This is a genomic window from Intestinibacter sp. (assembly GCF_034113885.1).
GTDB lineage: Bacteria > Bacillota > Clostridia > Peptostreptococcales > Peptostreptococcaceae > Intestinibacter.
Genome location: NZ_JAXEWM010000126.1, coordinates 20,242 through 42,566 on the forward strand (window position 1 = coordinate 20,242; position 22,325 = coordinate 42,566).

The 22,325-nt window shown below is 28.9% G+C and carries 21 protein-coding genes and 2 other annotated features; of the genes, 3 read left to right on the forward strand and 18 right to left on the reverse strand.

Going from position 1 to position 22,325, the window contains the following annotated elements; genetic code table 11:
* Positions 1 to 3 precede the first annotated feature (3 nt).
* From gatA to aspS, 3 genes are read right to left on the reverse strand one after another with little or no spacing between them, the layout of a single operon-like run.
* Positions 4 to 1,452, reverse strand: coding sequence for an Asp-tRNA(Asn)/Glu-tRNA(Gln) amidotransferase subunit GatA (gatA, locus tag SPD90_RS07660; RefSeq protein WP_320924835.1), 1,449 nt, complete (start codon positions 1,450 to 1,452; stop codon positions 4 to 6).
* A 12-nt stretch (positions 1,453 to 1,464) separates the two neighbouring features.
* The gene (gene gatC / locus SPD90_RS07665; RefSeq protein WP_290691704.1) at positions 1,465 to 1,740 is read right to left on the reverse strand and encodes an Asp-tRNA(Asn)/Glu-tRNA(Gln) amidotransferase subunit GatC; all 276 of its coding nucleotides are present in this window, start codon (positions 1,738 to 1,740) and stop codon (positions 1,465 to 1,467) included.
* Between the two features lie 43 nt (positions 1,741 to 1,783).
* On the reverse strand, positions 1,784 to 3,079 hold the full coding sequence (gene aspS, locus SPD90_RS07670) for an aspartate--tRNA(Asn) ligase (RefSeq protein ID WP_320625508.1): 1,296 nt from the start codon (positions 3,077 to 3,079) through the stop codon (positions 1,784 to 1,786).
* An 81-nt stretch (positions 3,080 to 3,160) separates the two neighbouring features.
* Positions 3,161 to 3,406 (reverse strand) — a binding site (T-box leader).
* Between the two features lie 209 nt (positions 3,407 to 3,615).
* Between aspS and SPD90_RS07675 the strand changes: the two genes are divergently transcribed.
* Positions 3,616 to 4,716, forward strand: a complete 1,101-nt coding sequence (locus tag SPD90_RS07675; RefSeq protein ID WP_331680536.1) for an aldo/keto reductase — start codon at positions 3,616 to 3,618, stop codon at positions 4,714 to 4,716.
* Positions 4,717 to 4,758: 42 nt separating this feature from the next.
* Here the strand turns inward: SPD90_RS07675 and SPD90_RS07680 are convergent, their stop codons facing one another.
* Entirely contained in the window at positions 4,759 to 5,307 is a 549-nt protein-coding gene (locus tag SPD90_RS07680; protein WP_320625161.1) for an NADH peroxidase, read from the reverse strand.
* A 203-nt stretch (positions 5,308 to 5,510) separates the two neighbouring features.
* On the opposite strand from SPD90_RS07680, the gene SPD90_RS07685 reads away from it, so the two are divergent.
* Both SPD90_RS07685 and SPD90_RS07690 read left to right on the forward strand, forming a co-directional pair.
* A complete protein-coding gene (locus SPD90_RS07685; RefSeq protein WP_320625160.1) occupies positions 5,511 to 6,122 on the forward strand; it encodes a manganese efflux pump MntP in 612 nt (203 codons plus the stop codon).
* 296 nt (positions 6,123 to 6,418) lie between these two features.
* Positions 6,419 to 6,823 carry a hypothetical protein gene (locus SPD90_RS07690; protein ID WP_320924836.1) on the forward strand — a complete coding sequence of 135 codons (405 nt, stop codon included), beginning with the start codon at positions 6,419 to 6,421 and terminating at the stop codon, positions 6,821 to 6,823.
* 63 nt (positions 6,824 to 6,886) lie between these two features.
* Here SPD90_RS07690 and SPD90_RS07695 read toward each other — a convergent pair whose 3' ends face one another.
* The 14 genes from SPD90_RS07695 to SPD90_RS07760 form a co-directional block, all read right to left on the reverse strand.
* A complete protein-coding gene (locus tag SPD90_RS07695; RefSeq protein WP_290691881.1) occupies positions 6,887 to 7,567 on the reverse strand; it encodes a TIGR00266 family protein in 681 nt (226 codons plus the stop codon).
* 145 nt (positions 7,568 to 7,712) lie between these two features.
* The gene (alr, locus tag SPD90_RS07700; RefSeq protein WP_320924837.1) at positions 7,713 to 8,882 is read right to left on the reverse strand and encodes an alanine racemase; all 1,170 of its coding nucleotides are present in this window, start codon (positions 8,880 to 8,882) and stop codon (positions 7,713 to 7,715) included.
* Between the two features lie 166 nt (positions 8,883 to 9,048).
* Entirely contained in the window at positions 9,049 to 9,267 is a 219-nt protein-coding gene (locus SPD90_RS07705; protein ID WP_320924838.1) for a hypothetical protein, read from the reverse strand.
* Between the two features lie 142 nt (positions 9,268 to 9,409).
* On the reverse strand, positions 9,410 to 11,467 hold the full coding sequence (locus SPD90_RS07710) for a sensor histidine kinase (RefSeq protein ID WP_320924839.1): 2,058 nt from the start codon (positions 11,465 to 11,467) through the stop codon (positions 9,410 to 9,412).
* A 222-nt stretch (positions 11,468 to 11,689) separates the two neighbouring features.
* Positions 11,690 to 12,241, reverse strand: coding sequence for a tryptophan transporter (locus tag SPD90_RS07715; RefSeq protein ID WP_320924840.1), 552 nt, complete (start codon positions 12,239 to 12,241; stop codon positions 11,690 to 11,692).
* A 193-nt stretch (positions 12,242 to 12,434) separates the two neighbouring features.
* Positions 12,435 to 12,677 (reverse strand) — a binding site (T-box leader).
* A 93-nt stretch (positions 12,678 to 12,770) separates the two neighbouring features.
* Positions 12,771 to 13,868: a Nif3-like dinuclear metal center hexameric protein gene (locus tag SPD90_RS07720; protein ID WP_320924841.1), complete on the reverse strand. Its 1,098-nt coding sequence runs from the start codon at positions 13,866 to 13,868 to the stop codon at positions 12,771 to 12,773.
* Between the two features lie 12 nt (positions 13,869 to 13,880).
* Positions 13,881 to 14,621 carry a tRNA (adenine(22)-N(1))-methyltransferase gene (locus tag SPD90_RS07725; protein ID WP_320924842.1) on the reverse strand — a complete coding sequence of 247 codons (741 nt, stop codon included), beginning with the start codon at positions 14,619 to 14,621 and terminating at the stop codon, positions 13,881 to 13,883.
* Positions 14,622 to 14,660: 39 nt separating this feature from the next.
* Complete coding sequence (gene rpoD / locus SPD90_RS07730) at positions 14,661 to 15,818, reverse strand: RNA polymerase sigma factor RpoD (protein WP_320624121.1); 1,158 nt, start codon at positions 15,816 to 15,818, stop codon at positions 14,661 to 14,663.
* A 17-nt stretch (positions 15,819 to 15,835) separates the two neighbouring features.
* Positions 15,836 to 17,653: a DNA primase gene (gene dnaG, locus SPD90_RS07735; RefSeq protein WP_320924843.1), complete on the reverse strand. Its 1,818-nt coding sequence runs from the start codon at positions 17,651 to 17,653 to the stop codon at positions 15,836 to 15,838.
* A gap of 339 nt (positions 17,654 to 17,992) precedes the next feature.
* A complete protein-coding gene (locus SPD90_RS07740) occupies positions 17,993 to 18,316 on the reverse strand; it encodes a hypothetical protein (RefSeq protein ID WP_320924844.1) in 324 nt (107 codons plus the stop codon).
* Positions 18,317 to 18,370: 54 nt separating this feature from the next.
* Positions 18,371 to 19,096 carry a polysaccharide deacetylase family protein gene (locus tag SPD90_RS07745; RefSeq protein ID WP_320626960.1) on the reverse strand — a complete coding sequence of 242 codons (726 nt, stop codon included), beginning with the start codon at positions 19,094 to 19,096 and terminating at the stop codon, positions 18,371 to 18,373.
* A gap of 95 nt (positions 19,097 to 19,191) precedes the next feature.
* Positions 19,192 to 19,998, reverse strand: coding sequence for an MORN repeat-containing protein (locus SPD90_RS07750; RefSeq protein WP_320626959.1), 807 nt, complete (start codon positions 19,996 to 19,998; stop codon positions 19,192 to 19,194).
* A 126-nt stretch (positions 19,999 to 20,124) separates the two neighbouring features.
* A complete protein-coding gene (locus SPD90_RS07755; protein ID WP_320924845.1) occupies positions 20,125 to 21,000 on the reverse strand; it encodes a YitT family protein in 876 nt (291 codons plus the stop codon).
* Positions 21,001 to 21,561: 561 nt separating this feature from the next.
* Positions 21,562 to 22,325, reverse strand: a 764-nt coding sequence (locus tag SPD90_RS07760; RefSeq protein WP_320924846.1) for a tetratricopeptide repeat protein, incomplete at its 5' end; no start/stop codon positions are given.

A 22,325-nucleotide genomic window follows, 5' to 3' on the forward strand; every position in this document is an offset into this window, starting at 1 on the left:
ATCTTACACCTCTCTATCAAATTCTAGTGCTAATTTCTTTTCAAGTTGATAAGCTACTTTGTATATCTTATCTTCTGTAAATGTATCTCCTATTAATTGGATACCTACTGGAAGACCTTCTTTGCTCTTTCCTCCTGGCATAGATAATGCTGGCACTGTAGCTAGGTTTATATTTATTGTGTAAATATCAGCTAAGTACATTGCAGTAGGGTCTTCACATCTTTCACCTATTTTAAATGGAAGTATTGGAGATACTGGTCCAAGTATTATATCGTATTTTTTGAAGGCTTCTTGGAAGTCAGATTTTAATTTTGCTCTGAATTTTTGAGCCTTGTTGTAGTAAGCATCGTAGTATCCAGATGATAATGCATAAGTTCCAAGCATTATTCTTCTTTTTACTTCACTACCAAATCCTTCACTTCTACTTTTTTCTATCATATCATCTACAGATGTGTAATCTTTTGCTCTATATCCGTAACTTACTGAGTTGAATCTAGCTAAGTTTGAACTAGCTTCAGCAGAAGATATTATATAATATGGAGCAAGTCCATCTTTAGTTATAGGTAGAGAAAATTCTTCAACCTCACAGCCTAATTCTTTTAAAGCTTCTAAGTCTTTTAGTACTATTTCTTTGATTTCAGGGTCTAAACCTGCTTCTTCTATGAATTCCTTTGGTATACCTATTTTCATACCAGCTATATCTGAACCTAGATCTTTAGTGTAATCTACCTTTTCACGTCCTTTAGCAGTAGTACAGTCTAAATCATCTTCTCCAGCAAGTACGTTAAGTAGATAAGCATTATCTTCTACACTCATAGAGAATGGTCCTATTTGGTCAAGTGAAGAACCGAATGCTATAAGACCAAATCTAGATACTAAACCGTAAGTTGGTTTCATACCTACTATACCGCAGAATGATGCAGGTTGTCTTATAGAACCACCAGTATCAGAACCAAGTGCAAGTGGAACCATTTCAGAACCAACTGCTGCTGCAGAACCACCTGAAGATCCTCCTGGAACTCTAGTTACATCTATTGGGTTTTTAGTTATCTTCATAGCTGAATTTTCTGTAGAAGAACCCATTGCAAATTCGTCTAGGTTAGTTTTTCCTATTAATATAGCATCTTCAGCTAATAATTTTTTAATTATAGTAGCATCATATGGTGGAACGAAATCCTCTAGCATTTTTGATGCACAAGTAGTTTTTACACCGTGTGTACATATATTGTCTTTTATAGCTATTGGTATACCGGCTAGTGCTCCTAGTTTTTCTCCGTTTTTAACTTTTTCATCTATTTCTTTTGCTTTTTCTAGAGCTTCATCAGTTTGAAGTAGTAGGAAAGCATCTATTTTATCTTCTTTTTTTTCTATAACATCTACGTATGATTTAACGACATCATAACTTTTTATATCGCCAGACTTAATCTTAGCTACTGTTTCTCTTATACTCATCAAAATGACCTCCTATTCAATGATTTTTGGCACTTCTATAGCAGTGTCTCTCATTGTTTTTACATTTCTAAATAAGTCTTCAATTTCACATTTTTTAGGTATATCTTTTCTAGTTACTGAAACTGTTGGTCTTTCAACTACAACATCGTCTAAGTCTAGAGCATCTAGTGTTTTGAATTGCTCTAATATATTTTCAAATTCCTTTGCAAATTTTTCAGCTTCGTCTTCTTCAAAGTGAAGCTTAGCTAACTGTGCAATATATTTAACTTGATCCTTACTAATTGCCATAATATCCATCTCCTTTTTATTTTATTAAATGTTATATCTTATTTTATGGAGTTAATCTTTTCATGTCTCTTGGTACTAATGTAGCTTCTCTTATGTTTGAAAGTTTTAATATTTTCATAGTAAGTCTTTCTAAACCTATTGCAAATCCTCCATGTGGTGGCATACCGTATTTAAATGTATCTAGATAGAAATCAAAATCTTCTGGTTTTAATCTAAATTTGATTATGTTTTCTTTTAACATTTCATAGTCGTGTATTCTTTGTCCACCTGTAGTTATTTCAAGACCATCGTATATTAAGTCAAAGCTCTTTGTAAGTGTAGGATCTTCGTCGTCTGGCATAGTGTACATAGGTCTTTTTGCCACTGGATATTTAGTTAAAAATACAAATTCTGTTCCGTATTTTTCTTTTACGTATTTACAGATTAATTCTTCACCTTTAGCATCTATATTTCCTATTGGTGATTTTTTACCGTATTCTTCAAGTAATATTTTGTGAGCTTCTGCTAAAGTTATTCTTGGTATTTTAACTTCATTTGGAAGATCGATTTTGTACATTTCTAATTCTTTTTTACAAACCTTATTTAAATGTTTGAATAAGTAATCTAAGAAGCCTTCTTCTAAGTCCATAAGCTCGAATTCATCTTTTATGAATCCCATTTCTACGTCTAAGCTCACGTATTCATTTAAATGTCTCCAAGTATTGTGAAGCTCAGCTCTATATGCATGTCCTATTTCGTATACTCTTTCAAATCCAGCTCCTACCATCATTTGTTTGTAGAATTGTGGTGATTGAGCTAAGAAAGATCTTCTATCAAAGTAGTTTACTGTAAACATTTCAGATCCACCTTCAGTAGATGAGTCTATAATTTTTGCAGTATGTATTTGTTCGAAGTTTTTAGATCTTAGATAATCTCTAAAAGCTTGTTCTATTTCATTTTGAACTTTAAATATTGCACGTATTTCTGGTCTTCTAAGTGCTATTGTTCTGTTGTCTAATTGAGTTTCTAGAGCAGCTTTGTTTTTGAAGCTGTTTACTTCAAATGGAAGCTTGTCGTAATATGTTTTTCCTAATACCTTGATTTCGTCTACTACAACTTCTACACCGCCTGGTGCTTTTTCATTTTCGCTCTTTTTACCTGTTACTTCTATAGCGTTTTCAAGTCTCAAACCTTCTATTTGTTCTTTAGTTGCTACAAGTTGTACTATTCCACTTTTATCTCTTAATTTTATGAATACTACATTACTTAAGTCGATTATTTTGTATATCCAACCTCTAAGTAATATAACTTCATCTTTTGAATCTTTTAATTCATTTGCAAATGTTCTATTTAGCGTCATTGTTACTTCATCCCTTTCTTTAAAATATTTAATGCATAAATGCGATTATCTTTAAAATAAAAAACCGCCCCTATACAATAGTATAGGGACGGGATATATTCCGCGGTACCACCCTAGTTGACACATATGTGTCCACCTTCGTAAAGTACAATTATTATACTTTTCCTCCTTTAACGGTGAGGCTCCGTTTAGTTTTACTCTTACGAAACGTAATTTCTTCTAACCACTCCAAAGCGTTATTTCAATCTAAGTATCATGTAGAGCTTCCACCATCCTCTACTCTCTATAAATCCACATTAAACCTACTTTCTTTTTCATTGCATTTAATTATTAATTTTTGACTATGTATACATTGTAAGATAAAAAAATGCTAATTGCAACTAATTTTTCAAAATTTTAACTATTTATTTATTTTTTTTAATTTTTATATTTAAACATTTTACTTATATATTTTCCAATTTAGCATCTTTTTATTCTTTTAAATGCAATAAATTTTGAATATAATTATTTATAACATATACTTAGGAGGCATCGATATGAATAAATTAGGCTTTGGTTTTTTAAGACTTCCAAAAATAGATGAAAACGATGATAAAAGCATTGATTTTCCTCTTTTAAATAAAATGGTCGACTCTTTTTTGCAAAAAGGCGGAAAGTACTTTGATACAGCTTATACTTATCTAGATGGAGAAAGTGAAAAAGCTTTAAAAACATGCTTAGTAAAAAGACATCCACGCGAATCATTTTTCATTGCAGATAAGCTTCCGACTTGGAAAGTAAAATCTCATCAGGAATGCTATAAATATTTTGAAGAGCAATTAAACCGCTGTGGTGTGACATATTTTGATAATTATATGCTTCATTGGTTAAATAAAGAGCACTACGATATTTGCAAAAAATACGATGAATTCGAATTTTTAAAAGAGCTAAAACAACAGGGAAAGGCAAAAAAGATAGGATTTTCATACCATGATAATGCAGAGCTATTGGATAAAATCTTATCAGACCATCCAGAGGTCGATTATGTTCAGCTACAAATTAATTACTTGGACTGGAAAAGTCCATCTATAGAGGCTGAAAAATGCTATGAAGTTGCAAAAAAACACAATAAGCAGATTATAGTAATGGAACCTGTAAAAGGGGGAACTCTCGCAAATCTTCCAGAAGAGGCGGATGAAATTTTTAAAAAAATACATCCCGAAAAAAGTACTGCTTCTTGGGCTATACGATTTGCACAATCTTTAGATCAAGTAGAAATTGTTCTAAGTGGAATGAGTTCTCTAGAACAGATATACGACAATATGAAAGATATGCCTATTTTGAATGATATAGAATTAAAAGTGATTGAAGATGTATGCCAAATTATCAATAATAAAACTGCTATTCGTTGTACAGGATGCAGTTACTGTAAAAATAATTGTCCTCAAAATATATCAATTCCAGAGTATTTTGATCTGTATAACGAATACTTTAGATATCCTGAAGAAGACTGGAAAATCAAACCGATTTACGATAAAATAGCTTCGACAAACGCCAAGGCGTCAGATTGTATAAAATGTAAATCTTGTGAGAAAAATTGTCCTCAAAAAATTGAAATTACATCTTGGTTAGAAAAAGTTTCAACAGTATTTGAATAAATCATAAAGGGGTTATTGCCAAATCAACAACCCCTTTACTATTTATTTTAAACCAAAATATCTGTCTAAAAGTCCTAAAAATGCCTTACCATGTCTAGCCTCGTCTTTGCACATCTCGTGGACTGTGTCGTGAATTGCATCAAGTCCCAATTCCTTAGCCTTTTTAGCTATTTTTAATTTACCTTCAGCAGCTCCGTATTCGGCTTCAACTCTAGCCTCTAAATTAGATTTTGTACATGGCTCTACTACTTCTCCTAATAGCTCTGCAAACTTAGCGGCGTGCAATGCCTCTTCATAAGCTATTTTATCATATGCTGCTCCAATTTCAGGATAACCTTCTCTATCGGCGACTCTACCCATAGCTAGATACATGCCTACTTCTGTACATTCACCTATAAAGTTAGCTCTTAAATCCTCTGCTAAATCCTCATCGATGCCCTTTGCCACTCCTATACGGTGCTCATCTGCCCAGTTTAATGTATCTGTCTTTACTTGAAATTTATCTGCACCTACACCACACACAGGGCATTTTTCCGGTGGTTCTTCTCCCTCGTATATATATCCACATACGATGCATACCCATTTTTTCATATAAAAATCTCCTTTGCATTTTATTCAAGAATAGATAAAAAAAATTTTTCATATTTATTTATATATTCCTTTATGTAAATTGTTTACTAGTGCATAAACTATTTACATTTTACTTCTATGTATATTTTTTCTATAATCTCAAAAAATATACCTAAATACACTTTAAATTTTTGAGCTATAAATATTTTTTTAGGAGGTCCATTATGAGCTTGATAAATATATTTTTAACTGGATTTGCGCTTTCGATGGATGCCTTTGCTGTGTCTGTCAGCAAGGGCATGACTTTAAAAAACATAAACTCTAAATTGGCGTTTAAAATTGCTTTTTTCTTTGGATTTTTTCAGGGATTCATGCCGTTTATTGGATGGTTTTTAGGAATTAAATTTGAATCATATATAAAATCTGTAGACCACTGGATTGCATTGTTTTTACTTTCGTTTATCGGACTAAAAATGATTTTTGAGGCTGTCGAGACAGAAACTATAAAATTCAAAGACGAAGCAGAAAAGCAAAAATATATAGAAAGCATAAATACAATCGACAACAGAGAGATTTTTATACTTTCAATAGCTACGAGCATCGATGCTTTAGCTGTAGGAGTCAGCTTTGCATTTTTGAGTATATCTATTTTCCCTGTTTGTTTTAGTATATTTGCAATTACTCTGTCACTTTGTTTTATAGGAGTTTTAATAGGTAAAAAACTAGGAGGCGTATTCAAAAACTACGCTCAGATACTCGGCGGCATCATCTTAATATTTATAGGGCTGAATATATTAAATGAACACACAGGATTTTTATCTAAGATATTCGGTTAAAACAATTTTAATAGCACTAAACATCATAAAATCTGCTACAATAAATTTAATTAATTTTAAAAACGAGGGGAATTTTATGTGCTACGATCTAATTAATTCATATGAAATAGAAATGTCTAGAAAATATACCATCTCTATCTAAAATCTATTTAGTTGAAAAAAACAAACTAAAAGCTCATAAATTAGATATCGCCTTAAATAAATACTTAGACAGAAGTGAAACTCAAACTAGAGATATTTTCTTAGATGATTACAATAAAGACGTGTTAGAAAAGCTAGAGGACAATATATACAAATTGATCAAGCTTAAGAAAAGCAACAACCTAAATGTCAACTACGAAATACTACATGATTTTTACAATCAGATAAAAAGAAAATCGCTGAGATATTTCGAATTATGCAGCTACTCTAGAAAACTAGTAGAAGTTCTCTTAGCAGAACAACTACCTTGGGATGACTCCGATAAAAGATTACAAAGCTCAATCGATTCTTACTTAAGACAGGGAAATGTTTCACCGTGGATAACTTCTTATATGCACGTTATCAGAGTTTTATCGAATAATCAAATACATTACTCTAGATATAATAATAAAATCCCTAGCGAAGTACAAAATCAAGACCAGCGAATTTTACTCGGCTGTCTGTATCAAATAACCGACTATTGGCTACAAATAACTTATTCAAACTCTATAAAATACTAAAAAATACACTATACTTATAGTAAGTTCTATAGGCATAGTGTATTTTACATAAAACGCTATTTATTAGTTAGAGCTAGTAGGTATAAAAGAACCTATCTTAAGCGCAAATTCATTAATATTCATAGTTTGAAGTACGACTTGACCTGGACCTGTAAGTCTTGTTAAAAACAATCCTTCACCGCCAAATAGTATATTTCCAACGCCTTTTACAGTTTCAATTTCATATGAAACACTGCTTTCAAATCCAACAAGATTTCCTGTGTCAACTTTTATAACTTCACCAGGCGCTAGATTTATCTCAATTGCATCTCCATCTATTTCTAAAAACGCCATACCATGACCTCTAAGCTCTTGAAGTATAAATCCTTCTCCACCGAAAAATCCTGTTCCCACCTTTTTATTAAAAGTAGTCTTTAAATCTACAGAAGTTTCAGCTGCCAAAAACGCACCCTTTTGTATAGTGAAGTTGTTATTGTTACTTACATCGACAGGTATTATTGTTCCTGGAACTGTTGATGCAAACGCAATTTTTGAATTTCTTTCAGCTGTATAAGTTACCATGAAGAAAGATTCTCCAGCAAACATTCTTCCAATACCTTTTAGAAAACCACCCTTTGCATTTGTTTCCATTCTTATTCCATCTGTTTGGTAGAACATCCCGCCAGATTGAGTGAATACTGACTCTCCCTTTGTAAGGTTTATCTCCACACTTGGAACTATATTTCCTTTTATTTCATAATCCATTTACATTCCTCCAGTTATAATATTTTTTTATTTTATTTTATCATATATTATTTTCACTTTAAATTAAAAAAGATACTTAAATGCAATCGCTTGTATCTAAGTATCTTTATATTCAATAATTTATAATTTTAATTCAAATTAAATCCTATAAGTGATATACTCTCTTAACTCTTTCACCTATAACACTTAAAGTTTCATTAGTTATAGTGTTGCTTAATAAGCTTATTTGGTTAACTGGTAAGTAGTTATCTCCATCTTGTCCTATTAAAGTAACAGTATCTCCTGATTTTACATCTATACCAGTTACATCTATCATCATTTGGTCCATACAAACGTTACCTATTTGTCTACCGAATTTTCCATTTACTAAAACTTTCATATCTTTTTTAGATACAAGTCTTGATAAACCATCAGCATAACCTATAGTAACTGTAGCAACTTTTATAGTTTCTGTAGCAGTGAAGTTATTACCATATCCTACAGATTGTCCTGGATATACTTCTTTAACCATAGCTACCTTACATTTTAATGAAAGTGGAGCTTCGAATTTTAATCCGTTTGGTAATTTGTCTAATGTATCATCTAGTGGATCTGAAGGAACACCGTATAATATGATACCTGGTCTAGCTAAATCATAGTGTAAATCTCTGTAAGTTACTATACCATAGCTGTTTTGAAGATGTACATTACCAAGTTCAAATCCAGCAGCTTTTAATTCACCTATTACATAGTCAAAGTTTGCTATTTGTTGTTTAGTAAATACTACATCTGCTTCTAATTGACTATCAGATCTAGATAAGTGAGAGAATATACCTTCTATTTTTATATTATCTAAAGTGTATATTTTCTTGATTAAATCTAGATGTTCTTTTGGTTCACCTAATCTATTCATACCTGTATTTAATTTTACATAACCTCTTACAGTTCCAGGTAATTTACTTAATTCTTCAGCATATTCTTCGTTAGCCAATGTTTGGCATAAATCGTATTTGATTAAGTCGTCTTTTTGGCAAGCAGGAGTCCAACCTAATATGATTATGTCACCTTTTACTCCGCCTTCTCTAAGTTTTATTGCTTCTTCTATACAAGCAACAGCGAAATATTTTATTCCAATACTTTCAAAATATTTTGCTACAACTACATCTCCATGACCATAGGCATTAGCTTTAACAACTCCAACCATTTCTACATCGTCGTGTAATAATTCTTTTATAACTTCTACATTGTGTTTAAATTTTGATAAATCGATTTCTACCCATGCTCTAAGTCTAGAAGTATCTATTTCTTCTTTGCTATTGTAAATTTTAGTTTCCATATTGATCCCCCTTGGTATGTAATTAACTTAAATTATTTTAAAGTAAAATCTTTTCCTGCACAATAAATATGCCATAATTTACTTCCAAGTCAATTATAGCATAAAATTCATTAAATATATTATATTTTTTTAATAATTCGTAAAATTAAATAAATTATTTTATATATTATAAATTTTTATTTTTAGATTCGTTTTCAACAGTCAATCTTCTAGAATTAAACTCCTCTATTTTATCTTCTAATTTTGATTTTTCATAGTCTTTATTCTCTTTGAAATCACTATCTTCTTTATTACTTAACTGCTGATTTTGATCTTTTTTACAAATACATGTTTTAATTTTTAAAATCATTAATGAAACAATTGTTAAAATACCGCCTACTGCCATACCCCTGCAATAAGAAGCCTTTTGTTTTTTCCTATTTTTATTATTTAGACAACAAAACATTATCAATCACCTCATATATTTGAATTAATAATATTATTTGTAATATCTAAAATAATATTTGACATAAAATCAAGAAACGCTATCAACTAATATCAGATAATTCTAATTTTACCTTTTCTTCTAAATCCTGTGATACATCGTAAATTTCTTCCGATACTTCCCCTGATTTTTTAAAAGTAAGTCTGACAGTAGTTCCTTTGCCTATTTGACTTTCTATTTCTATTTCTCCATTTAAAGCCTTAACAAGCTGCTTAACTATACTAAGACCGATTCCACTTCCCTCTTTAATTACTGCGTTATTATCTTTCATTCTCTCAAATCTATCAAAAATCTTATCTATCTTCTCCTTAGGAATTCCTATTCCACTGTCTATGACTTCTACGTAAATATGTTCCTCGTCATTTTTGATGATTACATCTATAGTCCCATTTTTTTTGTTGTATTTTATCGCATTTGAAAGTAGATTCAGCATAACTCTCTCAATACACTCTATATCTATTTCACAGTATAGTTCTTCTTCTTCTGTATCGAAAATCAACTCAATATTTTGTCTTTCAGCAAAATTTATAACGGACATAGTAATATCTTCTATAATAGAGACGATATTTACACATTTTAAATTTACTTTTAGCTGATTGTTTTCTAGTTTAGTGGAATCTATAAAATTATTTATAAGCCTTATCAAGCGATTGCAATTTTGTCTTATAATTTCGTTAAACTCTAATATTTTTCCGTAATTTCCCTTTTTCAAATTTATATCCTGTATCTGAACAGTAGAATATATGACATTTACTGGAGTTTTAAATTCATGTGAAATATTAGATAAAACTTCATTTTTTGCTTTATCCATTAAATCTCTTAGCTCTAATTGTTTTTCTGCATTTTCTAATTTTATTTTGTCTTCTATATTACTTATAATAGATACTTGGAATATTCTTCCACGAACATTTTCATAGAATCTTATTTCAGATCCTTCAAATGTCACATTATTATATGAAAATCTAGTTTTAATTACATTTTGATCAATTTGATTTAAATTTAAGGATTTTAAGTCCTCTATATATTTATCCTTTACATTTTCATCTATTATATCAAGAATATTTTTATTGATTATAGAATTTTCTGACTTTAATTTAAATAAATTTAATACCTTTTTATTTACAAACATAATTTTATTATCTGAGGATATCAAAATTCCCGCCGGCATATTTCTTAAAAGCTCTTCATAGATAATTTTATAGTACTCCATATTGAAGCTAACTTCTTTAAGCTTCTCTATATTCTTCTGAAGCTTATCCTTTTCTTTTAATAAATTGTAATATAAATTTTGATTAGGTCTTTTTATTATATCCCTAAAACAGATAATATATACCATATATACATAAATAAAATTTAAAATTGTCATACTTAAACAATTAAATCTATTTATAAATTCTATATTTGTACTACTATTTATATTACCATTAAAGAAATTTATACCACCTAAAAACACCATAAGTAATATTCTTCCAATTGTACAAATTAATATAAATCCTATATTTTTAACTGTTTTACTATTATAAAACTTTCCCTCTAATCTTTTTATATTACACAATAAATAAACATATCCCAAAATATATACAGCGCATAATATATTTTTAGCAGGGCTATATTCCTTTTGATCAAATATCTTTGGCAATATATTCAATCTAGCAACAAGGATATATAATATTGGAATACTTAAAACCACAATCCCCAAAATATATTTAAATGGAATTATATTTTTATTATTTCCATAAGTGTGTATTAAAGAAATATAAAGCACCATTTGTATTGCAAAATTAAATAATACAATTTGAACCTCTTGATTAAGAGTTATATATTCTAAATTATTAAATACATACATTGAAAATAATAAATTATTAATTCCTACTATTCCAAAAATTTTTGCTAAGTCCTTATAAATCTTTTCTTCTCCTGTACTTAATGTAACAGAGCTTATAATAAATCCAAAAATCCCCACCGAGCTATTTATTATTACGAGTATCAAATACATATAATAAATATCCATATCCCCCAAAACTATTAAAAACATACATATTATCATTATATATGCAATCATAAAGTTGACAAAGTCATTATATTTATTTAAAAATTTCATTATTTTCCCCCCATAAAAACTTAAACAACTACACTTAACTATTACCACTATATTTCCAATTAAAAAATATACATATTTTATTTATTCTAATTTTATTTATTCTTTCCTCTTTTTTTTTAGATATTTTTGATATATTTTGACGAGTAATAAACGAATTAAAAAAACAGATGTCATAAAATTCTATTTTGCGACATCTGTTTTCTATTTATTTTAAATTAAATTTTAAGCGTTTAATACAGCTTTTTGAACTGTGACATTTATTATCTTGTAAACTAATACTCCAACTATTAAGTTGATAACTACTGCTGGTAAAACTACTGCTATAAATAATGCTGTAAAGTTTCCTGGAAGACCAACTAATATTTGAGCTGAAGTTAAGAATGCTGTACCACTCACTAAAGTTCCTAAAACCATCATTATTGCTGTTACTACTAAGTCTTTAGTTTTATCTGATAAATTATTTATAAAAGGTAATTTATATGAAGCAGCCATAATCACAAACATAACATTTGTAGTTATGAATTTATCTATTAAGTTTGGTACTTGACCACCTGGGAAAGAACTTGTCATCCCTGCGAATATACCTGCTATTATTCCTGCTACTAAACATGTTTTATAACTATCTCTATTTATTACCATAAGTGTGAATAACATTATAAGTGTTGTATCTGGTTTAATTGTAAATATTGGTGGTGTTACTTGATGTAGTACTAACCCCATTGCTAATAATATTGCGTTTAAAACTAATCTCTTTGTATTTGTATTTGTTCTCATTTTCTAAAATCCTCCTAAAATTTCTATTTTTGTAATATTCTTTATTTTCTTTCTTTTCAAATCCTTTAAATGAAGTTCATAACATCTTTTACACCTCCCTCCTTCTTTATTTAATACTCGGTATAAATTTTTAAATATATTTTGAAAGTTTATATAAAACTTTTTTTGAAAAATAAAAAACTCCGTCCCATTTGTATAGGACGGAGATTATCCGCGTTGCCACCTAAGTTGTATATATAAATATATACCTCTCATTAAAGTACTAACATACTCTTTCGCTGTAACGTGCGATCACGGTAAAGTCTACTCTCAAAATATGATTTCAATTTACTCCTCAGAGGCCCATTCATTAAATCCCTTCTTGCCGAGCTTCCACCATCCTCGACTCTCTATATTGATCCTAAACTTAATTACTCTCCCTCATCAAAGGATTTAAGTTATCTTATATTTATATAATATTCTCTTTACTAATTTTTGTCAACTAATTTTTTTATTTTTTTATTTAATTTTTTTAATTGTCTAAATTTTTCTAAATTATCTTAAATGGATTTAAGTATACTTCGCTCTTTATAGTTTCAAATTCTTCAAAGCTGTCTATAAATCTCTTCATGACATCTTTGAATATATCCTCTGTATCAAAATGGCCACAATCTATCACATTCATTCCCATATCTAGTGCATCTTGCGCTTCATGGTATTTCATATCTCCTGTTATTAAAACGTCTGCACCTTTTGCTTTAGATAATTTTACTAAATCAGATCCAGCACCTGTACAAAGGGCTACTCTATTTATTTTACTGTCTAAGCTTCCAACTAATCTTATCTTATCCATATTTAAAGTAGACTTAATTTTATTTGCTAACTCTTTTAAAGTCATTTCTTCGTCTAGAGTACTTATTCTTCCCAAGCCTTCTTTTTGTCCTTGATTTTTTAATTCAAACACATCGTAAGCCACCTCTTCATATGGATGTGCTTTTATTACTTCTTGTACTACTTTATTTAATATACTTTCTTGTACAACTGTCTCTATTTTTACTTCATCGGCCTTTTCTATCTGACCGATTTCACCTATAAACGGATTTGTACCTTCTTCTGCTTTAAATGTACCTGTCCCTGAAGTATTGAATGTGCAATGGCTGTAATTTCCTATATAGCCGGCATTATTTACTCCTAAAACGTCTCTTATCCTGTCTTCGTATCCAACTGGAACGTATACAGCTAGTTTATATAATTTTTCGCTGTGAGTTTCTTCTAAAATCTCACAATTTTTAAAGCCCATAATTTCCATGAAATAGTCGTTTAAGCCATCCTTTGCTATATCGAAATTAGTATGCATAGAATAAAGGCTTATATCATTTTTTATCAATTTTAAGATTAGTCTTCCCTTTAAATCCCCTGAATTTACTCTACTTATTTTTGAAAATATAAAAGGGTGATGAGTTATTATCAGGTCGACATTATTTTTTATTGCTTCATCTACTACAGCTTCATTTGCTTCTAATGTAACTAGTATTTTTTTTATGTTATTTTCGTAATCTCCTACTAGTAATCCCACGTTGTCCCATGAATATGCCAAATTAGTAGGGTATTTGCTCTCTATCTTCTCTATTAAATTGCAAAGCTTCATATAAAAATCCCCCTATCTACTCAATAGGCTATTTAAATCTTCTATTTTTTTACTTACAATAGCCTTTCTTTCTTCTACTACGCTACCTTCTTTTCCTTCTAGTTTATTTAATATATTTTTATTTATTCTTATTTTATTTTCTATGAAATCTTTAATTAGAGGATCATTTTTTTCTATTAATTTTTGACCGACTTCATAATAAATAGAATCTATTTGAGATGGCTCTAAATCTCGATATCTACATACTATTATTTCGTATAATCTATGTTCTTCTCTAACTAAATATTCGTCTAATATTTCGTATCCATTTTTGTATAAAAACTTTCTCAATTCCTCTGGACTTTGCATAGGTTGAAGTATTAATTTTTCTGCGCTATGGGCTACAGGTTCATTTGCCTTTAATATATCGTTTATTAAAACTCCTCCCATACCAGCTATTATAATTTGGTCTACTTCATTTGGCTTTAGCACCTCTATGCCTGAGCCCAATCTCAAATCTACCTTATCAGATAAGTTATTTCTAACTACTTCCTTTTTTGCATTTTCTAGAGGTCCTTTATTTATATCACCTAAAATAGCGTAATTTATTATATTTTTATTTAAAAGATATACAGGTATATAACCGTGGTCAGTTCCTATATCTGCTATTTTTTTGTCCTTATCTACTAACGATGCAATTTTTAACAGTCTATCTGTAAGCTTCAAATATTTCATCCTTTCTCTTATAAATGTGTAGTTTTTATTTTTATTCATTTAAAAATTCGCCTTTTGGGGCGAATTTTTTTATTTTAACTAATCTAAATAATCTCTTAATTTTTTAGAACGACTTGGATGTCTAAGCTTTCTCAAGGCCTTTGCTTCTATTTGTCTTATTCTTTCTCTAGTTACATCGAATTCCTTACCTACTTCTTCTAGAGTTCTAGCTCTACCGTCTTCTAATCCAAATCTTAATTTTAATACCTTTTGTTCTCTTTCATTTAAAGAGCCTAATACTTCTTCTATTTGATCCTTAAGTAGAGAATAAGCTGCTGCCTCTGCAGGTGCTAAAGCGTCCTCATCTGGTATAAAGTCTCCTAAGTGACTATCTTCTTCTTCACCGATTGGAGTTTCTAGAGAAACTGGATCTTGAGCTATTTTCATTATTTCTCTTACTTTTTCTTCAGACATATCCATTTCCTTTGCAATTTCTTCTGGTTTTGGATCACGTCCTAACTCTTGAAGCAATTGTCTAGATACTCTTATTAATTTATTTATAGTCTCAACCATATGAACAGGTATTCTTATAGTTCTAGCTTGGTCTGCTATAGCACGAGTTATAGCCTGTCTTATCCACCAAGTAGCGTAAGTACTGAATTTAAATCCTCTTTCGTAGTCGAATTTTTCAACTGCCTTTATAAGTCCAAGATTACCTTCTTGAATTAAATCCAAAAATAACATTCCTCTACCTACATATCTTTTCGCTATACTTACAACTAATCTTAAATTGGCTTCTACTAATCTTTGTTTAGCTACTTCGTCTCCCTCTAACATTCTCTTAGCGTATTCTATCTCTTCATGTGGTTTAAGTAGAGGTATTTTTCCTATTTCCTTAAGATACATTCTAACAGGGTCATCTATACTTATTCCTTTAGGAAGAGATAAGTCTATTTTTTCCATATCTATGCTGTCTTCTTTTTTAATGTCGTCATCAGACACTGAATTGAAATGATCATCTGCCATTAAATCTGTATCATCATCAGAAAAATCAACATCAGCCTTTTGTGATTTATCTTCAATTATTTCAATTCCTAGATTTCCAAGTGTTTCGTAAAGATTTTCAACTTGATCCTTATCTAACTCAGTTTCTGAAAAAGCTTCCATTATCTCTGATAATGTTAAAGAACCTTGCTTTTTACCTTTATCTATAAGTGCCTTTGCCGTTAATTTTTTATTTTCCTTTTTACCCGCCATATTCTATCTCCTCCTTTCTATAAATCTTTTTTTATCTTTTCTCTTTTTAAAATTTCTAAACTTAAATTCATAATTTTATCATCTACCTCTTTCGTATTGTCATTGTTCTTTTTCAATAACTCAAGCTTATTTGACAATTGTTTTATTTCATCAGACATCGATTTTATCTCGTCATCTATTATATTTTTTCTAATTTGATCTATTATTTTTTTTGTACCTTCTAAAGTGTAAGTATTAATTTCTTCTATTGGAATACTTTGGATGGTTTTAACATATTCTTCAGATATGTTTAAACTTTTAATTTTGTCAATAGTTATTTTGTCCAATTCTTTATTTTTAATTATGTAATCAAAAATTTCCTTTGTATCTCCAAATAAAAAATCTTCTATTTCATAATCCATTAATACACTATTTCTCAATTTTTTGTTTTCCATCAATAATTTTATAAATTTAGCTTCTACCTTTAAATATCCATTTTGGATTTTAGACATTTGTTCTATCTTCCTATTATTAGTATTATTTTTGCTATTATTATAATTGCTTTTAACCTTTATACCCACATTAGCCCTTATAGATTCTATACTTATATTTGTTAAATCGCTTAAATATTTGGCGTATAAATCTTTTTCTATAGGACTTTTCAACTTTCTAAGTAGTAAAGTTGCCTCTTCGACAAAGCTCATCTTCTGAGTGTCATTTTGTAAATTATATTTATTTTTAAGTATATCTATTTTGAATTTAATATAATAGTCAGATTCATCTATTGCCTTTTTATAACCCTCAAAGCCGTATTTTTTTATGAAATCATCGGGATCCTTGCAATCTTTTAAATTTAATATTTTTACTTTAATATCAGCCTGAAGTAAAATATCAATGGCTCTTAAAGTAGCATTTTGTCCTGCTTGATCTGAATCATAGGATATAATAACATTTTTTGCAAATTTTCTAATTAACTTTGCTTGACCTATAGTCAAAGCGGTTCCCAAAGTAGCCACTACATTCTCTATATTATTTTGGTAAAGTGAAATTAAATCCATATATCCCTCTACTAAAATTAAAGTATCGTCTTTTATACTTTTTTTAGAAATATTGAGTCCATATAAATTCAATCTCTTATTAAAAATTAAAGTTTCTGGTGAATTTAAGTACTTAGGAAGTGAATCATCTAGCACTCTTCCTCCAAAACCAATAACCTTTCCATTGTAGTTAAATATAGGGAACATAACTCTATTTCTAAATCTATCATAGTACTTATTAGTCTCGCTTTTATGGGTAACTAAACCACATTTTACTAAATCTGCTTTGTCATAGCCTTTAGCAAGTAAATGATTCATCAAGCTATTCCAAGAATTTAATGAATATCCCAAACCAAACCTTTTAATGATTTTATCGCTCAATCCTCTTTTTTTAAGGTATTCATATCCAGGATTTTTTCTGCTCAATAAATTAGCAAAATAAAACCTTGCTGCCTCTGTGTGAATTTCTCTAAATTTATTTATCTCTTGTATTTTTTGTCTTTCTTCTTCACTTATATTTCTATTTAAAGTTATTCCACATCTTTTAGCTAATATCTTTACAGCCTCCATAAAGTCTACATTTTCCCATCTCATTACAAAACTAATTACATCTCCACCTGCATTGCATCCAAAACATTTATATATTTGTTTAGATTTGCTGACCATAAAAGATCCTGTCTTCTCTGTATGGAATGGACACAATCCAGTATAATTAGAACCAGACTTTTCAATATGCATATAATCTGATATTACATCTACAATGTCACACCTGCTTTTTATTTCTTCTATAATGTCTTTTAAATCATTCAAGTTTATCACCTTCTGGTGTATTTTTTGTCAACATTCTTATTTTACCTTATAACACATATTTGTCAAATACTATTATACATAATTCGACTTTTTTTGTTTATTTCCTTCTAATAAAATTATTTTTTCTTACTTTATTTTTTATTTTTTTGATAAAAATATCCTAAAAAATTGCTTAAATATCATTTTTTAATAGAAATTTAAAAATTTTTAATATTTTTAAAATTATATTTTTAAGCATATGTTATTTATACCCAAAAACTTGATTATATAATATATTTTAGTATTTTTTGTAGCAAAAAAATCTTCCTATACATTATAAGAAAATCTTCCTATGCATTATAAAAGAGGCTATAAGCCCCTTTTTATCAATTTACATGTTACATTATAGTATTTATCCTTTTTACCTTTGCTCTGTCTTGTATTTATTAACTCATGTATTTTTTCTATATAATTATTATCCTCACTTAATCTGATTAAACTGACCAAATAATATTCATCTGTACTCTTAGGAATTCTTTTTTTGATAACCAAATCTATGGCTGTCTTTGCAGCTTCAAAATGTTTTAAATGAGTGTGTCCATCTTTAAAACATTTTTTTGTGTTATAAGCTATATAACCTCCCTTTACTTGAAAGATTATATATTCCTTTTTCTCATAAATTTTATTATACATTTAATCAAATCCTTCTCAAGATAATCTTAATATATAATATTATTTTTTTTGAATCTAATTACTATTTTTTTTATTTTTCTCCTCTAAAAGTTCAGAAACTGTAACAAATTTATAACCCTTTTCTGTCAACGAAGCTAATATTTTGTCCAATGCCTCTACGGTGCTATTTGTTCCATAATCGTGTAGTAATATTATATCTCCAGATTTTACATTATTTATTACTTTATCGGCAATTTGATCAGGAGGAGGATTTTTCCAATCCTTTACATCTACTCCACTCCATAAAACTACAGTGTACCCTAAATCTTTAGAAAGCTTACTTAGAGATTGTTCATCGTAATTGCCAAAAGGAGGTCTAAATATCTTTGGCTTTTGCCCAGTCTTCTCTATTATGATATCTTCACATAATTTAATCTCTTGCTTTATCTGTTCCTGTGATAGATTACTTATATCGGGATGAGTATAGGTGTGATTACCTATTTCATGTCCATCTTTGCTAGCTCTGACTACTGCATCTGTATACCATTTTACATGCTTTCCAACTACGAAAAACGTAGCTTTAGCATTGTATTTTTCCAAGATATCTAGCACTTTATCTGTCTCCTTTGGATGTGGTCCATCGTCGAAAGTAATAGCTATTTTCATCTGATCATTTGAATTATTTTTTATTATATTACTATTATTATCTGTATCAACTTGAGCCGTTACCGAAAATGTACTTACTAAAAAAAATAAAACTGTTAAAGCAATCGCTTTTTTTAAAAACTTTTCACAACTCATAATATCTTCCTTTCACAGTTTTAATATTTCATTAGTAATTATCATATCCTAAATATTTTTTATAATACATACGAAATTATATTTTTGTAATTTTTTTAAAATTTAACTGTAAAAATTTCCTCTAAGCTTCTTCCAAATATACAAGGCTTGTCGAATTTCCAAGTTCCTTCATAAACTAACTCTCCATTTAAATAAAACTTGCCAAATCCGTGTTTTTTTCCATTTCTAAATTCGCCTATATATTTTTTATTCTCACTCCAAATGTAAGTTCCCTTTCCGTGAATTTGATTTACCTTCCACTCACCTTCATATATTAAAACACCCGAAGAATTATAACAACTTCCTTCTCCATCCATTTTATTGTCTTTATATTCTCCATAGTATGTACATCCGTCATTCCACTTAAAAATTCCCTTACCATTTTTCTTACCTTGTTTAAAATTTCCTACGTATTCATCTCCATTTGCATATATTATTTGACCTATTCCTTCTCTTACATCATTTTGAAAACTTCCTATATACACATTTCCATTTTGAAAAGTATATTGTCCGCAGCCCTCCTTTAAATTATATTTAAATTCGCCTATATACTCTAGTTCATTTTCAGCCTCTGTAAAAAATATATAAACTCCTAAACCGTTCATCTTACCATTTTCTATTTTTCCTATATATTTATCTCCATTTGTAAAACAATAAATTTTAGCCTCATTACAAGTAAAATCTACCTTTTCATCTGTAAGAGCTCCCTTTTCAATTAATGCTACTTCTTCTTCAGTCGCTTTTATATCTTTTTTTAACGCTCTTCTTTTTATGTTTTGTGCATGTCTTACCTTTTTTTTAGCTTCATTTATAGATTTTAAATAATCATTATATATATTAATATTGTTTTTTACATCACTCATATAAAAGGCTCCCTTTCTTTAAAATAATAAATTTATACTATTATTATATATTCATAATACTTTTATAACAATAAAAAACAGACAGCATCAAAATTAAAATTGATACTGCCTAATATATTTTATTCATTATAAATATCTTTCTTTAAATCCTTTACCTTTTACTTCATTTACATCGTTTACTGATATAAATGCTCTATTGTCGTATTTAAGAGCTATTTCCTTTATTTTAGGAATTTCTTTTGATAAGGCTACACAGTATATGATTTTTTTCTTCTCATGTGTATATCCGCCTTCTGCATCTAAAAATGTAACACCTCTGTCTAGGTTTTTCATTATATCATCTGCAATCTCTTCAGATTTTTTAGTAAATACCATGACTGATTTTTCATCAAAGAATGCATCCTTGACTACAGACATTGTCTGTGCATTTAAAAACATACTTATAAGTGTATATAGAGCTAGATGCATTCCAAATAAGAAGCTTCCACATAAAACTATAGCTACATTTGCCGCTAAAGCTGTATTTTTTACTGGAACATTTCTCTTTATTTTTAATATTGCACCTATAATATCAGTACCACCTTGAGATGATTTAGCTCTAAAAGTAAGTCCTACACCTACTCCACATAGGATTCCTCCATATGCACTTTGAAGTAGAATATCATTTATATTTATATAAGCCCCTATATCTTGTGTTATACCTAATATAAAGGAAAATAATACCATATTGATTAAACTAGTAATACAAAAGTCCTTTTCTAAATATATAAATCCAAGTACAAATATCGGTATATTAATTAAAAATGTAAGTAAACCTACGTTTATATTTGTGATGTAATTAAGCATAGTTGCAAGTCCTGTAACACCTCCACTTAAAAGATGTGCTGGTCTTATAAATCCATTAATCCCTATACTAGATATGATCATTCCTGTTAAAATCACACTGTATCTAAAAAATATATCTTTCCCTATAACCTTGTTAACTTTACTCATAATATCCATTTGTCAAAATTAAACCCCTTCTTTTATTTTGACATTCTCCTTTCCTTTTAAATTATTTCTATCCATCTTTTTTTACTATCATTCCTTCATTTTCTTTTCTTACCTATTATTATAGTATCTTTTTTTTATCTGTAAAGTGCAATTTTCCAGTCATTTTCCCATAATTTGATATTATTTATGCAATTTTGTATTTCAAAATTTTTTTCTATCTTTATTATGATATTTCTATTTTTTTTATTTCATTTTTAAATTTAAAAATAAGTGTTTTACTCATAAAAAATCTGATTTAAGAAGGTTTTTGGTGTGTAACTTTCATGCGATGAAAGTAGTATTTCTTTAAATTCATTATTTATATTAAAAATTTTTTTTATATTTTTTTACTTGTGTAATTATTTTATAATTTATTTAATTTTCTAAAAATTAGATGAAATAGTTCATTTTACTATGTACTCCTTATCTTTTCAAAAAAAAATAGTTCTATGAAATCAATCCATAAAACTATTTTTCTCTTTTATAACACATAGGAAATCTACATTATGTATTTTTAGAATAAAGATTTTCTTATTTACTTAAAATATTTTTTACCTCATTGCTACTATTATAAGGACTTGAAGGATCCTCTGCCCTTAAAGTATAAAATGCATCCTTTGCATCCTGTAATCTACCATCCTTATAATATAAAACTCCAAGATGATAGAAAGCATCGTCGTAGTATTCTTCTGAAGCTGAATAAGTATTTACAAATCTCTTGTAGTATTCTTCTGCCTTTTCATCATCGCCTAGCTTTTGATATGAAAGACCTAAATTATATATTGCATCAGCTCTAAACTGATTTGTATCTGTAGCTTTTAAAGTATATTTATAATATTTTATAGCCTCTTCATAGTCTCCTGCCATTTTATAATTATTTGCTGTGAAGTACAGACTTTCAGCTCCCTTTTTTATTATTTGTTCTTCTTGTTTTGCTTCTTCTTTTGCCTTTTCTTCTTCCTCTTTAGCTTTCTTTTCCTCTTCTTCTTTTTGTGTTAATTCTTCTTCCTTTTCAGAAAGCTCTTTATCCTTTTGGTCTATTTCTTCATCTTTAGAACTTATTTGATTGTTTAAATCCTCGATTTTTCTTTGGTTATTCAAATAAAAAGCTCCCATAACAACTATTAATAGAGCTATTACAGCGTATAAAACAAAATGCTTTTTGTCTTTTTTATTGTTTTTATTTGATTTTGTTTTAGATATTTCTGTATTTTCTTTTTTATCTTCTTTTTTTACATCTTGTTTTTCTTGAGCAGTATTTGTGTATACTTCTCCATTCTCATCGAATTTTTCAA

Bases quoted from the DNA above. Each gene is read 5' to 3' on its own strand.
- gatA (WP_320924835.1), bottom strand. From the start codon at position 1,452: ATGAGTATAAGAGAAACAGTAGCTAAGATTAAGTCTGGCGATATAAAA.
- gatC (WP_290691704.1), bottom strand. From the start codon at position 1,740: ATGGCAATTAGTAAGGATCAAGTTAAATATATTGCACAGTTAGCTAAG.
- aspS (WP_320625508.1), bottom strand. From the start codon at position 3,079: ATGACGCTAAATAGAACATTTGCAAATGAATTAAAAGATTCAAAAGAT.
- SPD90_RS07675 (WP_331680536.1), top strand. From the start codon at position 3,616: ATGAATAAATTAGGCTTTGGTTTTTTAAGACTTCCAAAAATAGATGAA.
- SPD90_RS07680 (WP_320625161.1), bottom strand. From the start codon at position 5,307: ATGAAAAAATGGGTATGCATCGTATGTGGATATATATACGAGGGAGAA.
- SPD90_RS07685 (WP_320625160.1), top strand. From the start codon at position 5,511: ATGAGCTTGATAAATATATTTTTAACTGGATTTGCGCTTTCGATGGAT.
- SPD90_RS07695 (WP_290691881.1), bottom strand. From the start codon at position 7,567: ATGGATTATGAAATAAAAGGAAATATAGTTCCAAGTGTGGAGATAAAC.
- alr (WP_320924837.1), bottom strand. From the start codon at position 8,882: ATGGAAACTAAAATTTACAATAGCAAAGAAGAAATAGATACTTCTAGA.
- SPD90_RS07705 (WP_320924838.1), bottom strand. From the start codon at position 9,267: ATGGCAGTAGGCGGTATTTTAACAATTGTTTCATTAATGATTTTAAAA.
- SPD90_RS07710 (WP_320924839.1), bottom strand. From the start codon at position 11,467: ATGAAATTTTTAAATAAATATAATGACTTTGTCAACTTTATGATTGCA.
- SPD90_RS07715 (WP_320924840.1), bottom strand. From the start codon at position 12,241: ATGAGAACAAATACAAATACAAAGAGATTAGTTTTAAACGCAATATTA.
- SPD90_RS07720 (WP_320924841.1), bottom strand. From the start codon at position 13,868: ATGAAGCTTTGCAATTTAATAGAGAAGATAGAGAGCAAATACCCTACT.
- SPD90_RS07725 (WP_320924842.1), bottom strand. From the start codon at position 14,621: ATGAATAAAAATAAAAACTACACATTTATAAGAGAAAGGATGAAATAT.
- rpoD (WP_320624121.1), bottom strand. From the start codon at position 15,818: ATGGCGGGTAAAAAGGAAAATAAAAAATTAACGGCAAAGGCACTTATA.
- SPD90_RS07740 (WP_320924844.1), bottom strand. From the start codon at position 18,316: ATGTATAATAAAATTTATGAGAAAAAGGAATATATAATCTTTCAAGTA.
- SPD90_RS07745 (WP_320626960.1), bottom strand. From the start codon at position 19,096: ATGAGTTGTGAAAAGTTTTTAAAAAAAGCGATTGCTTTAACAGTTTTA.
- SPD90_RS07750 (WP_320626959.1), bottom strand. From the start codon at position 19,998: ATGAGTGATGTAAAAAACAATATTAATATATATAATGATTATTTAAAA.
- SPD90_RS07755 (WP_320924845.1), bottom strand. From the start codon at position 21,000: ATGGATATTATGAGTAAAGTTAACAAGGTTATAGGGAAAGATATATTT.